The organism is Frigoribacterium sp. PvP032, assembly GCF_017833035.1.
GTDB lineage: Bacteria > Actinomycetota > Actinomycetes > Actinomycetales > Microbacteriaceae > Frigoribacterium.
Genome location: NZ_JAFIBM010000001.1, coordinates 754,748 through 768,404, shown reverse-complemented (window position 1 = coordinate 768,404; position 13,657 = coordinate 754,748). Strand labels below are relative to the sequence as shown.

9 protein-coding genes are annotated in these 13,657 nt (G+C 72.2%); 3 read left to right on the top strand and 6 right to left on the bottom strand.

The annotated features are described in order from the left end of the window. Window positions 1-180: 180 nt before the first annotated feature. Together JOE35_RS03525 and JOE35_RS03520 are read left to right on the top strand one after the other, a co-directional pair. Entirely contained in the window at window positions 181-1,083 is a 903-nt protein-coding gene (locus tag JOE35_RS03525) for an aminodeoxychorismate lyase (RefSeq protein ID WP_245186042.1), read from the top strand. A 222-nt stretch (window positions 1,084-1,305) separates the two neighbouring features. Next, window positions 1,306-1,581: a hypothetical protein gene (locus JOE35_RS03520; protein WP_209559887.1), complete on the top strand. Its 276-nt coding sequence runs from the start codon at window positions 1,306-1,308 to the stop codon at window positions 1,579-1,581. A 139-nt stretch (window positions 1,582-1,720) separates the two neighbouring features. Here JOE35_RS03520 and glgX read toward each other — a convergent pair whose 3' ends face one another. Then, on the bottom strand, window positions 1,721-3,784 hold the full coding sequence (gene glgX / locus JOE35_RS03515; RefSeq protein ID WP_209559886.1) for a glycogen debranching protein GlgX: 2,064 nt from the start codon (window positions 3,782-3,784) through the stop codon (window positions 1,721-1,723). Between the two features lie 255 nt (window positions 3,785-4,039). On the opposite strand from glgX, the gene JOE35_RS03510 reads away from it, so the two are divergent. Next, window positions 4,040-5,080, top strand: a complete 1,041-nt coding sequence (locus tag JOE35_RS03510) for a hypothetical protein (protein WP_209559885.1) — start codon at window positions 4,040-4,042, stop codon at window positions 5,078-5,080. Between the two features lie 115 nt (window positions 5,081-5,195). On the opposite strand, the gene JOE35_RS03505 is transcribed toward JOE35_RS03510, so the two are convergent. From JOE35_RS03505 to kdpB, 5 genes are all read right to left on the bottom strand, one after another. Then, complete coding sequence (locus JOE35_RS03505) at window positions 5,196-7,145, bottom strand: APC family permease (protein WP_209561850.1); 1,950 nt, start codon at window positions 7,143-7,145, stop codon at window positions 5,196-5,198. 183 nt (window positions 7,146-7,328) lie between these two features. Beyond that, on the bottom strand, window positions 7,329-8,024 hold the full coding sequence (locus JOE35_RS03500) for a response regulator (RefSeq protein WP_209559884.1): 696 nt from the start codon (window positions 8,022-8,024) through the stop codon (window positions 7,329-7,331). After that, window positions 8,021-10,666 carry an ATP-binding protein gene (locus JOE35_RS03495; protein ID WP_209559883.1) on the bottom strand — a complete coding sequence of 882 codons (2,646 nt, stop codon included), beginning with the start codon at window positions 10,664-10,666 and terminating at the stop codon, window positions 8,021-8,023. The genes JOE35_RS03500 and JOE35_RS03495 overlap by 4 nt, the downstream gene beginning before the upstream one ends. Before the next feature lie 97 nt (window positions 10,667-10,763). Then, entirely contained in the window at window positions 10,764-11,369 is a 606-nt protein-coding gene (kdpC, locus tag JOE35_RS03490) for a K(+)-transporting ATPase subunit C (RefSeq protein ID WP_209559882.1), read from the bottom strand. Window positions 11,370-11,422: 53 nt separating this feature from the next. Further along, window positions 11,423-13,657: a potassium-transporting ATPase subunit KdpB gene (kdpB, locus tag JOE35_RS03485; protein ID WP_209559881.1), complete on the bottom strand. Its 2,235-nt coding sequence runs from the start codon at window positions 13,655-13,657 to the stop codon at window positions 11,423-11,425.

Genomic DNA, 13,657 nt, shown 5'->3' with positions numbered 1-13,657 from the left:
CCACGTGCCTGCGCGAGGCGGGCTCCGCCAGCCTACGGCCGCGCGCGACACCGCGACAGGGGTTGACTCCGCGAGAAAAGCCTGGTCAACATCCATTTCCGCTAGATCGTCTGACTAGTTCGTCTAGTGACCGTCGAGCGGCCTGCCCTCCGCCCGCGGCCCGCTGCTAGCGTCGCCCCCATGACCGCCTCCGCTCCTCCCGTGCTCGTGATGATCGACCGAGCCGCTGCGGGCGGGCCGCCGCTCGCTCCCGGCGAGACGGGCTGGCGGGTCGTCGACCCGTCCGAGCACACGATCCACGTCACCGACCTCGGCGTCACGCGCGGCGACGGGATCTTCGAGGGGCTCGGCGTCTCGCACGGCTCGATCCAGGCCCTCGAGCCGCACCTCGCCCGGCTCGCACGCTCGGCGGCGCTGCTCGACCTGCCCGAGCTCGACCTCGACGTGATCCGGGCCGCCTGCCTCGAGTCGGCGAGGCTGCACGAGCCTGCGCCGCTCCTCCTGCAGAAGCTGGTCGTGACGCGAGGCGTCGAAGGAGGCGACGGATCGCCGACCGCGTGGGTGCGGACCGAGCTGATGCCCGACCACGACGACGAGCGCGTGCACGGCATCCGTGTCGTGTCGCTCGACCGCGGCTACCGCCACGACGTCGCGCAGACGTCGCCGTGGCTGCTGCAGGGCGCCAAGACGCTCTCGTACGCCGTCAACAAGAGCGTGCTGCGCGAGGCAGCGCGCCGGGGTGCCGACGACGTGCTCTTCGTGAGCAGCGACGGCTACGCGCTCGAGGGGCCGTCGGCGTCGCTGATCGCCCGCCTCGACGGCGTGTACGTGACGCCCCGCACCGACCAGGGGATCCTCGAGGGGACGACCCAGGCCGCCGCCTTCGAGATCCTCCGCTCGCTCGGGCACGAGGTCGCCGAGGTGCTGCTGACGATGGACGAGGTGCGCCGTGCCGACGCGCTCTGGCTCGTGTCGAGCGGCCGGCTCGTGGCTCCGCTCTCGTCGCTGGACGGCGAGCCGGTCGCGATCGACGCCGAGGTCACACGGCAGCTGGCCGACGCCCTGGTCGACCGCCGCTCCTGACCCGGCAGGTCCGACCCGACTCGACTCGACCCGGCGCAACCCGGCGCGACCCGGCGCGACTCGGCTCGACGCCAGGACGGGTATCCGCGACGCGAACAATAGTTAGGTGAGCTAGACACTTTCGGGGTCGACTGCGACAGTGGGAACGTGCCGGTTCACGGCGGCACGATCATCATCCGCAGTTCGATCAGGCGTTCGCAGGGCGCCGGGAATGAGCCGAACATGTCCGCAGCAACACCCCGCTCCCCCGTCCGCTCCCTGTCGGCCCGCGACCTCGCGGCCCTCGCCCCGGAGCGGCTCGTCCGGCACGTCCGCTCCCGGGTCGACGTCACGAGCGACAGCTCCTACCGACGCGAGTCCAGCGTCGCCCCGGTGCGCATCGCCGCGTACCCGAAGCGCCGCAGCACCTCGCGAGCTCCCCGCGCGGCCGTCGTCTCCGCCGGCCCGTCCTACGCCGACTTCTTCGTCGAGCCGGCTCGTCAGCTCGCGACGGCCTGACGCCGCCGCCCGCACCACACGCCGGAGGGCGGGCACCGCAGGGTGCCCGCCCTCCGGCGTTCTCGTTCCAGTTCTCGAGACCGACGTGACCTGACCCGAGGAGGCGACGCGCGCCTCCTCGGGTCGGCCCCGGCCCTGCCTAGGAGGCGCGGCTGCGGAGCAGCGTGAAACTCGCGTCGCGGACGAGAAGCGTCGTCACCGGCCCCTCGACCTGCTGGTCGGGATCGCTGGAGCTCGCGAGCTCCCACTCGCCGTGCGGCGCCTCGGGCACCTGGAACTCGACGACGCTGGTCGAGCCGTTGGTGAGGTAGGCGAAGGCGTCAGCGTTCTTGTGGGTCAGCACGAACGTGATCGCCTTGTTCTCGCCCTGCTGCCAGTCGCCCGTCGAGAACGAGTGGTCGTCGGCGCGTCGCACCTGCACGTGGTCGTCGCTCTCGACCTCGGGCGCGTAGCGGAACCAGTCGGGACGCAGCGCCGGGTTCTCACGACGCAGCGTGATGAGCTCGGTCGTGAAGGCGAGCAGGTCGCGGTCGGCGCGCTCCCAGTCGAACCACGAGATCTCGCTGTCCTGGCAGTACGCGTTGTTGTTGCCGCCCTGGCTGCGAGCGATCTCGTCGCCGCCGAGGATCATCGGCACGCCGGCGCTGATCAGCAGCGTCCCGAGGAAGTTGCGGCGCTGGCGGTCGCGGTACTCGTTGACGGCACCGTCGTCGGTCGGCCCCTCGACGCCGCCGTTGAACGACTTGTTGTCGCTCTCGCCGTCGTTGTTGTCCTCGCCGTTCGCGTCGTTGTGCTTCTCCGCGTACATCGTGAGGTCGGCGAGCGTGAAGCCGTCGTGCGCCGTGACGAAGTTGACGCTCGACAGGGGCGAGCGGCGCGAGTCCTCGTAGACGTCGGGGCTGCCGAGCACGCGGTCGGAGAAGGTCGACAGGACGCCGGGCTCGCCGTTCCAGAACTCACGGACGTCGTCGCGGAACTTGCCGTTCCACTCCGACCAGTCGGCGGGGAAGCCGCCCACCTGGTAGCCGGCGGTGTCCCACGGCTCGGCGATCATCTTGACGCTCTGCAGCACCGGGTCCTGGTGGATCAGCGTGAGGAACGCGCTGTGCTCGCTGGCCTCGCCGCCCTGACGGGTCAGCGTCGTCGCGAGGTCGAAGCGGAAGCCGTCGACGTGCATCTCGGTGACCCAGTAGCGGAGGCTGTCCATGATCAGGCCGAGCGCCGCCGGGTGGCTGACGTTCAGGCTGTTGCCGGTGCCGGTGGTGTCGAAGTACGCCGACTCCTCGCCCTCGACCAGGCGGTAGTAGGCGGCGTTGTCGATGCCCTTGAACGAGATCGTCGGGCCCATGTGGTTGCCCTCCGCCGTGTGGTTGTAGACGACGTCCATCCACACCTCGAGGCCGGCCTCGTGGAACGCCTTGACCATCGCCTTGAACTCCGCGACCTGGCCGCCCCGCGTGCCTGCCGCCTCCGACGCGTACTCGTCGTGCGGCGCGAAGAAGCCGATGGAGTTGTAGCCCCAGTAGTTGCGGAGGCCCTTCTCCTCGAGGTGGCTGTCCTGCACGAACTGGTGCGTCGGCAGCAGCTCGACGGCGGTGACGCCGAGGTCGGTGAAGTACTTGATCGCGGCCGGGTGCGCGAGGCCCGCGTAGGTGCCGCGGATCTCCTCGGGCACGTCCGGGTGCGCCTGCGTGAAGCCCTTGACGTGGACCTCGTAGACGACCGTCTCCTCGAGGGTGGTCAGCGGGCGCTCGTCGGAGCCCCAGTCGAAGTCGCGGTCGGCGATCACGTTGCGCGGCATGGCCGACGCGGAGTCGGTCGTGTCCATGGTCTCGGGCTCGTCCATGTCGTGCCCGAAGACGGCCTGGCCCCAGTCGAAGCGGCCGTCGAGGGCCGTGGCGTACGGGTCGAGCAGCAGCTTGTTGACGTTGTGGCGGAGGCCGGCGGCCGGGTCCCAGGGGCCTGCGACACGCAGGCCGTAGCGGGAGCCGACGCGCGCCTCCTCGACGACGGTGTGGAACACGTGGCCGGTGCGCTCGGTGAGCTCGAAGCGGGTCTCGGTGCCGGCGGTGCCGTCCTCCGCGTCGTCGAACAGGCAGAACCAGATCTGGTCGGCGGTCTCGGAGTACACGGCGACGTGGGCGCCGCCGCCCTCGAGGGGCGTGACGCCGAGGGGGTAGGGCAGGGAGCGAGAAGCGGTCATGCACCAGACATACAGGCTGAGCGGCCCGCGGGGCCAACCTGAGCGCGCGGCCCTCTGTACCCCGCGCCCGCCCGCCTCCCGCCCGCCCCGAACCGCGTTCCGAACCATGAACCGGGTTTTGTCGCGGTTCATGGTTCGGAACGCGGTTCATGGTGACCACCCGTCCCTCCTCCACACCTGCCGACCGCAACCCGGTACCCACATCGAGGAGGCGCGGTGCCAGCACCTGACGCTGGACTCCGTGAACCTGAGGCCGTGGACGACACGACCGACCCCTTTCGCTGCGAGCTGCTCTTCGCCGCCACGCACGGGGACGGCAGCCGTGAGACGGCCGCCCTCCGTCGACGCGTCCGGCGGGGTCAGCTCGTCAGGATCCACCAGGGCACCTACGCAGCGGCGGACGGCCTGCGCAGGCTCGATGCGCGTGGTCGACACGTGGTCCTCGTGAGAGCGGTGACGCTCGGCCTCGCAGACGTGTGCGTCGTCTCCCACGCCTCGGCGGCAGTCCTGCACGACCTCCCGAGGGTGGGCCCGACCATCCCGGACGTCGTCACCGTGGTCGATCCGCGCCGCTCGACGACCTCTCGGTCGACGCACCTCTTCCGGCGTCCGGGCCAGGTCACCGCCAGCGAGACCGCGGTCGTGTCCGGGCTCAGCGCCACGGACTTCTCCAGGACGGCCGTGGACGTGGCGCGCACCTCGCCCTTCGCCGACGCCGTTCTCTGCGTCGACGCGGTGCTGCGTCGCCTCGTCCTCCCTAGCGGCCACGAGACGGGCCCTGACGTCGTCGATCGTCTCACCATGCACCGGGCGGAGCTCTTCCGGCTCATCGGCTCCGGTTCACGACCAGGTGACCGTGCCGCCCGCCGCGTCGTCCAGTTCGCGTCGCCCTGGGCGGAGAACGGGGGTGAGTCCTTGCTCCGCCTCCTTCTCTTCGAGCTAGGGCTCTCGGACGTCCACCTGCAGCGCTCGTTCGAGAGCCGGGGTCGATTCGCCGGGCGGTGTGACGCCTTCCTCGCGAAGTACGACGTCGCCCTCGAGTTCAACGGCCTGATCAAGCTGATCGACCCCACGATGCTCGCGAGACGCACCCCTGCCGAGGCCGTGCGCGACCGTGGGCGACGCGACAGGCGCCTCCTCGAGTCGGACGAGATCGAGCACGTGGTCCACTGCGAGTACCTGGACGTCGTTCAGCCCCGGAGGCTGGCCGGGCTGCTGCAGGGCGTGGGCGTGGCGCTCGACCCGCGGCGGGTCGACGCCGCGGCCCGCATCGCCCTCAGGCGCTTCGTCGGATGAGCGGAATGAACGGCGTTCCGAACCACGAACCGCGTTTTATCGCGGTTCATGGTTCGGAACGCGGTTCGAGACGGTGACCCGCGCGCGGGCGGGCGGGGCGGCGGGCGGGCGCTGGCTAGCTGACGTGCACGTCGGGGCGGCGCGAGCGGTGCGGCTCCGCCTGCCGCAGCACCTCGCGCGTCACGGGCGCCACCTCGCCGGCCCCCGTCACCAGGAACCGCCCCATGTTCGACAGCGGGCTGCCCTCGGTCCACTCGAAGTAGACGTCGGGCACGACCCCGGTCTCGTCGCGCACGGCGAGCAGCACGGACGCGATCGTGTTGGGCACGGCGCCGCTCGTCACGCGCAGCACGCGGTAGCCGTGCACGACGCAGCCGGTGACCTCGAGGTCCTCCTCGAAGTCGGACGAGTCGCCGGGGTGCACCTCGAGGAATATCACGGGCGAGCGTTGCGGGATGCCGCTGTACTTGCGCTCCGCGCTGAGCTTCTTCTTGTAGATCTCGGCGACCTCGCGGCCCGGCTCGTGCGCGATGATGCGGATCGAGCCGTACTCGTCGGCGTCCTCGCGGACGTAGCCGAGCGACGTGTCGTCGAACGAGATCGACGTCGCGCGCAGCTGGAACGACCGCCGCACCCGCGAGATCAGCGACACGGCCATGATGCCCACGATGAAGATCGCGGCGATCCGGACGCCGTCCGGCCGCTCGACCACGTTGACCACCGTCGTGTAGACGAAGACGACGGCGATGACGCCGAAGGCGATCGTCCGCTTGCGCTGACGGGCCCGGCGGGCCGAGAGAGTGACCGCGACGGAGGCGCTGGTGATGAGCACGAGCACTCCCGTCGCGTACGCCCCGCCCTGGGCGTCCACGTCGGCGTCGAACACGATGGTGATGACGAAGGCGATCGCAGTGAAGACGAGCACCAGCGGGCGGACGGCCCGCGCCCACTGCGGCGCCATGCCGTAGCGCGGCAGGTAGCGCGGCACGATGTTGAGCAGGCCCGCCATCGCGGAGGCGCCGGCGAACCAGAGGATGCAGATCGTGGCGACGTCGTAGAGGGTGCCGAAGCCGTTGCCGAGGTAGGCGTGCGCGAGGTAGGCGAGGGCGCGGCCGTTCGCCTCGCCTCCTGACTGGAACTCCTCCTGCGGGATCAGCAGCGTGGTCACGAAGCTCGACAGGATGAGGAACGAGCTCATGATGATCGCAGCCGACGTGAGCAGGCGGCGCGCGCCGCGGATCCGGCCGACGGGCTGCTGCGGGGTGTCGCTCGCGTCGCCGGTGATCTGCGGCATGACGGCGACGCCGGTCTCGAAGCCCGAGAGACCGAGCGCCAGCTTCGGGAACACGATCAGCGCGATGCCCACCATCACGAGCGGGTTGCCGTGCTGCAAGGTCAGCGCCTGCCACCAGTTGCCGATGACGACCGGGTTCTCGGCGACGTGGGCGAGCGCCACGGCGATCACGACGAGGTTGAGCGCCAGGAACACGCCGACGAGGACGACGGCGATGCCGATCGCCTCCTTGAACCCCCGGAGGAACACCGCGGCCAGCAGCGCCACCAGGAACAGCGTGATCGGCACCTCGGCGCCGTGGAACCACGTCGGCGCGAAGGGGTTCTCGACCGCGTGCGCGGTGGCGTCGGCTGCCGAGAGGGTGATGGTGATCATGAAGTCGGTGGCGGCGAAGCCGAGCAGCACGAGCACGAAGACCTTGCCGCCCCACCAGGGCAGCAGCCGCTCGAGCATGGCGATCGAGCCCTCGCCGCGGGGGCTCTCGCGGGCCACGCGGCGGTAGACGGGCAGCGCGCCGAAGAGGGTCAGCAGCACGAGCACGATCGTCGCCAGCGGCGAGAGCAGGCCCGCCGCGACGGCGGCGATCGCCGGCTGGTAGCCGAGGGTCGAGAAGTAGTCGACCCCGGTGAGGCACATGACGCGCCACCACGAGTGCGTCTTCTCGACGGTCGTGGCGTGCGGGCCCTGGTGGGCGCCGCTGTTCTCGGAGAGGCCGCCCAGCAGCCAGCCACGGAGGCGCGACCCCGACGTACGGGAGAGCGCCGGTTCCAGCGCGTCGGCGTCGCGCTGCTCAGACGTCGTGGACACGGTGACCTCTCGTCGTTCGTCGACCGGGAGGGCACGACGGAGCCACGCTACGCCCGCCGTGACCCAGCGCAGGGCGATCGGCCGTAAGGATGTCGTGAGGACTTCACGACCGCCTGCCGGTCAAGGCGGTCGTGCCGGTCAAGGCGCTCAGGACTTCTCCGCGCCTCCGTCCGGCACGAAGCGGTAGCCCATGCCCAGCTCGGTGACGAGGTAGCGCGGCTCGGCCGGCACGGGCTCGAGCTTCTTGCGCAGCTGGGCGAAGTAGAGGCGGAGGTAGCCCGTGTCCTTCGCGTGGAACGCGCCCCACACCTGCGTCAGCAGGGTCTCGCGGGTGACGAGCTTGCCGGGGCTCTGCAGCAGCAGCTCGAGCACGCGCCACTCGGTCGGCGTCAGCCGCACCAGCTCGCCGCCGCGCGTCACGGTCGTGGCCGACAGGTCGACCCGCACGTCGCCGAACTCGACCACGGGGGCGTCGTCGTCGCCGGGAGCGAGGCGGCGGGTGAGCGCGCGGATCCGCGCGAGCAGCTCCTCCATCGCGAACGGCTTCGTCACGTAGTCGTCCGCGCCGGCGTCGAGCGCCTCGACCTTGTCGGCGGCGTCGGTGCGGCCCGAGACGACGAGCACGGGCGCCGTCGACCAGCCGCGCAGGCCGGCGATCACCTCGACGCCGTCGAGCCTCGGCATGCCGAGGTCGAGCATGATCAGGTCGGGGTGCTGCGTCATCGCGACGTCGAGTGCCTCACGACCGTCCGACGCGGTGTGGATCTCGTAGCCGTGGGCGCCGAGGGTGACCTTGAGCGCCCGCAGGATCTGCGGGTCATCGTCGGCGATCAGGATCTTCACGGGCCCTCCTCGACGACGATACCGCCCGCAGGAGGCGCCGATCGCGCTCCCGACGTAGGGATCCCGTGAGGATCAGCACCGGCTGCGGGGGCCGGGGCCTCGGGCAGGGAGACGACGGCGGTGAGGCCGCCGCCAGGGGTGTCGTCCATCGTGAGGGTGCCGCCCATCGCCTCGGTGAAGCCCTTGCTCAGCGCCAGGCCGAGTCCGAGGCCGGTGGAGTTGTCGGTGTCGCCGAGCCGCTGGAACGCGACGGTGATCTCGTCGCGGCGCTCCGGCGGGACACCGGGCCCGCGGTCGACGACCCGTACCTCCACCCGGCCGGCGAAGCCGCTGGTCGAGATGCGCACGAGCGTGCCGTCGGGCGAGTGGCGGAGCGCGTTGTCGAGCAGGTTGACCAGCACGCGCTGCAGCAGGACGGCGTCCGCGACGACGGCCGGCACCGAGGCGCGCAGCGCCAGCTCGACGTCGGCAGGCCCCAGCCCGAGCTCGTCGAGCGCGCCGAGCACGACGTCGTCGACGTCGACCACGGCAGTCCGGACGGCGAGCGCGCCAGCCTGCACCCGGCTGACGTCGAGCAGGTTCGTGACGAGGGCCGACAGCGACTCGAGGCTCTCCCACGCGGTGGCGAGCAGCTCGTCGCGGTCGGCGTCGCTCCACTCGACGCCGGGCTGGCGCAGGCCGCTGACGGAGGCGGTCGCCGCGGCGAGCGGGCGCCGCAGGTCGTGCCCGACCGCGGCGAGCAGCGCGCTGCGCATCCGGTCGACCTCGGCGAGCGGCGCGACCTGGCCGGCCGTGCGGGTCAGGGCCGAGTGCTCGAGCGCCGCCTCGACCTGGGCGGCGACCACGGCGAGGAGGCGTCGGTCGCCTGCCTGCAGCGGCTCGCCCGTCAGCTCGAGCACGCCGTGCTCCCCCGCGGGCAGCGTCGAGACGCTGCCCCGACCAGCACGGGCACCTGCGCCTGCGCCGTCGCCCGCACCAGCACCAGCACCAGCACCAGAACCAGAACCAGCAGCACCGTCGCCCGCCCCGTCGCTGTCGCCCAGCACCTCGTCGCCCGACAGCACCCGCACGCGGGTCAGCCCGAACGCTTCGCGGGTACGGGCGACGAGCGCCTCCAGTGCGTCCTGTCCCCGCAGCACGCTGCCCGACACGGTCGCGAGCAGCTCGGTCTCGGCGAGCGCCCTCGCTGCGGAGCGGCTGCGCCGTGCCGCCTGGTCGACGACCCAGCTGACGATGGCGGCGTTCAGCACGTAGAGCACGAGCGCCAGCAGGTGCAGCGGCTCGGCGATGGTCAGCTCGTAGATCGGCGCGATGAAGTAGAGGTCGAGGGTGACGCCCGACAGCAGCGCGGCGAACAACGCCGGCCAGACGCCGCCGGTCACCGCGACCACGACGACGAGCAGCTGGAACAGCAGCACCGTGCCCGCGATGCCGTCTTCGCTGCGGTGCCCCGCGAGCAGCCAGGTGAGCAGCGGGCCGACGACAGCTGCGAGCACGAAGCCCGCGACGACCCGCGAGCGCGAGAGCGCCCCGCCGAGCTTGGGCAGCGACCAGCCCCGGCCCGCCGCCGAGTGGGTGACCATGTGCACGTCGAGCTGGCCCGACTCCCGGATGACCGTCGCACCGATGCCCGGGCCGGTGACGAGCGACGCGAGTCGGCTGCGTCGGCTCACGCCGATCACCAGCTGGGAGGCGTCGGCCCCCTTGGCGAAGTCGACCAGCGCCCTCGGCACGTCTGAGCCGACCACCTGGTGGTAGCTGCCGCCGAGCTTCTCGACGAGGGCGCGCTGGGCGGCGAGCGCGCCGGGCGCGCCCTGCCGCAGGCCGTCGGGGGTGCTGACGTGCACGGCGATCAGCTCGCCCCCCGCGCTGCGGGCCGCGATGCGCGCGGCGCGACGGATCAGCGTCTCGCCCTCCGCGCCTCCGGTGAGGGCGACGACCACGCGCTCGCGCGCCTCCCACGCCGCGTCGATGCCGTGCTCGACGCGGTAGGCGCGCAGGGCGCTGTCGACCTCGTCCGCGAGCCAGAGCAGGGCGAGCTCCCTCAGCGCGGTGAGGTTGCCCAGCCGGAAGTAGTTCGAGAGCGCCGCGTCGACCCGGGCGGCCGGGTAGACGTCGCCCGCCGCGAGCCGGTCGCGGAGCGCCTGCGGCGCCAGGTCGACGACCTCGATCTGGTCGGCGGACCGCAGCACCGCGTCGGGCACGGTCTCGTGCTGTGCCGCACCGGTGATCTGCTCGACGACGTCGGCCAGCGACTCGACGTGCTGCACGTTGACGGTCGAGACGACGGAGATGCCGGCGTCGAGCAGGGCCTGCACGTCGCGCCAGCGCTTGTCGTGCCGGGAGCCAGGGGCGTTGCTGTGCGCGAGCTCGTCGACGAGCGCGACCTGCGGGGCCCTGGCGAGCACCGCCTCCAGGTCCATCTCGTCGAGCTCGACGCCGCGGTGCACGTGCCGCTCGCGCGGCACCACCTCGAGGTCGCCGAGCCGGGCCGCGGTGGCCGCGCGCCCGTGGGTCTCGACGACGGCCACGACGACGTCCTTGCCCTCGTCGCGCAGCCTCGCGCCCTCTTCGAGCATCGTGAAGGTCTTGCCGACACCGGGAGCGGCGCCGAGCAGCACCCGCAGCCGACCTCGTGTCATGCGCTCAGCTTCGCACGAGCCGCCGACACGGCCCGCGCCGCGCTCACGGCTCCCGCCGCGCGCACGAACCCAGCTCCGCTCACGACCCCAGCCGCGCTCACGACCCCAGCCCCGCCAGCGCGGCGTTCAGCTCGAGCACGTCGACCGTCGGCTCCCCCAGGTAGCCGAGCTCGCGTCCCCGGACGTGCTGCTCGACCAGGTCGCGCACCTCGTCGACGGGCAACGACCGGGCGGCGGCGACCCGCTCGACCTGGTGGCGGGCCCACTCGGGGGAGATGTCCGGGTCGAGGCCCGAGGCCGAGGCGGTCAGCGCGTCGACGGGCACCGACGCGGGGCCCACCCCGTCGAGCGAGGCGACGGCGGCGCGGCGCTCCTCGATCGCGGCGATCAGGTCGGCGTTCTCCGGCCCGAGGTTGCTGCCGCTCGAGGCGCCGGCGTCCCAGCCGTCGCCCGCCGCGGAGGGACGCGACTGGAACCACTCGGGCAGGGCCGCGCCGTCGGCGTCGACGAACGACTGGCCGAGCAGCGACGAGCCGACGACCTGGCCGTCGACCGTGAGGCGGGAGCCGTCGGCCTGGTGCGGCAGCACCAGCTGTCCGACGCCGGTGACGAGCAGGGTGTAGCCGAGGCCGAGCACGACGGTCGCGACGACCATCGCGCGGAGGGCCGTGCCGTACTGGCGAAGCGTCGAGCGGGTGTCCATGGGGTTCCTTCTTCTGGTGACGTGGTGCAGGAGGCGGTGCAGGAGGCGGTGCGTCAGTACCCGGGGATCAGCGCGACCACGAGGTCGATCAGCTTGATCCCGACGAACGGCGCGACGACCCCGCCGACGCCGTAGACGAGCAGGTTGCGGCTGAGCACCTGCGAGGCCGAGGCAGCGCGGTACGCGACTCCCCGCAGCGCGAGCGGGATGAGCACGACGATGACGAGCGCGTTGAAGACGATCGCCGAGAGGATCGCCGAGGCCGGCGAGCTCAGCTGCATCACGTTCAGCACCCCGAGCCCCGGGAACACCCCGGCGAACATGGCGGGGATGATCGCGAAGTACTTCGCCACGTCGTTCGCGATCGAGAACGTCGTCAGGGCGCCGCGGGTGATCAGCAGCTGCTTGCCGATGCGGACGATGTCGATCAGCTTCGTCGGGTCGCTGTCGAGGTCGACCATGTTGCCGGCCTCCTTGGCGGCCGACGTGCCGGTGTTCATCGCGACGCCGACGTCGGCCTGGGCGAGGGCCGGGGCGTCGTTGGTGCCGTCGCCGGTCATGGCGACGAGCGCCCCGCCCTCCTGCTCGCGACGGATCAGAGCGAGCTTGTCCTCAGGGGTGGCCTCGGCGAGGTAGTCGTCGACGCCGGCCTCGGCCGCGATGGCCTTCGCCGTGAGCGGGTTGTCGCCCGTGATCATCACGGTGCGGATCCCCATCGTGCGCAGCTCGGCGAAGCGCTCTCGCAGGCCGTCCTTGACGACGTCCTTGAGCTGCACGACGCCCAGCACGCGGCGCTCGCCCGAGGCGTCCGCGACGGCGACGACCAGCGGCGTGCCGCCCGCCTCCGAGACGGCGTCGACCAGGCCCCGCAGCTGCTCGCGCCGGTCTGCGGGCAGGGCGCGCGCCTCCTCGGCCCAGGCGACGACGGAGGCGGCGGCCCCCTTGCGCACGACGCTCCCGTCGGGCAGGTCCAGGCCGCTCATGCGGGTCTGCGCAGTGAACGGCACGACGACGCTGCCGGCGGAGCCTGCGACGCCGGACGCGCCCTCCTCGTGCCAGCCCGTCGTGAGGGCGAGGTCGACGATCGAGCGCCCCTCGGGGGTCGGGTCGCTGAGCGAGGCGGTGGCCGCGGCGTCGACGAGCTCGGCCGGGGCGACGCCGTCGAGCGGCACGAACTCCGACGCGCGTCGGTTGCCGTAGGTGATGGTGCCGGTCTTGTCGAGCAGCAGGGTCGTGACGTCGCCCGCAGCCTCGACGGCGCGGCCCGACATCGCGAGCACGTTCCGCTGCACGAGACGGTCCATGCCGGCGATGCCGATGGCGCTGAGCAGCGCGCCGATCGTCGTGGGGATGAGGCAGACCAGCAGGGCGATCAGCACCGGGATGCTCACCGACGCGTCGCTGTAGGCGGCGATGGGGTTCAGCGTCAGCGTCACGACGACGAACACGACCGACAGGCTCGCGAGCAGGATGTTGAGCGCGATCTCGTTCGGCGTCTTCTGCCGCGAGGCGCCTTCGACGAGGCGGATCATCCGGTCGACGAAGGTCTCGCCGGGCTTGCTCGTGATGCGCACGACGACGCGGTCGGACAGCACGCGGGTGCCGCCGGTGACGGCGCTGCGGTCGCCGCCCGACTCGCGGATCACCGGGGCGGACTCGCCCGTGATGGCCGACTCGTCGACGCTCGCGATGCCCCAGACGACGTCGCCGTCGCCCGGCACGACCTCGCCGGCCACGACCACGACGACGTCGCCGAGCACGAGGTCGGCCGACGACACCTGCTCCGTGGAGGCGCGCTCGGCCGAGGGGTCGCCGGTCTCGTCCCACGAGTTCACGCGTCGCGCCGTCGTGCTGGTCCTGGTGGCCCGGAGCGTCTCGGCCTGCGCCTTGCCGCGTCCCTCGGCCACGGACTCGGCGAGGTTCGCGAAGACGACGGTCGCCCAGAGCCAGAGCGCGATGGCCCAGGTGAACGAGCCGGGCACGGCCGAGCCGCCCGAGGTCTGCGGGCCGGTGAAGGGGCCCGCGACGGCGAGCACCGTCGTGTAGGCGGCGCCGACCTCGACGATGAACATGACGGGGTTCCGCCACATCAGGCGGGGGTCGAGCTTGCGCAGGGCGCCGGGCAGGGCCGCGGCGAGCTGGGCGGCGCTGAAGGCGCTGCCGCCGTCGCCGCCGTTGCCGCCGCGCGAGGACCCGGAGCCCGAGCCGGTCGTGCCGTCCGCCTCCTGAGGGGTGTCGGTGGGTGTGTCGGCCGGTGAGCCGGTCGGTGTCTCGGTGGAGGTGGTCAT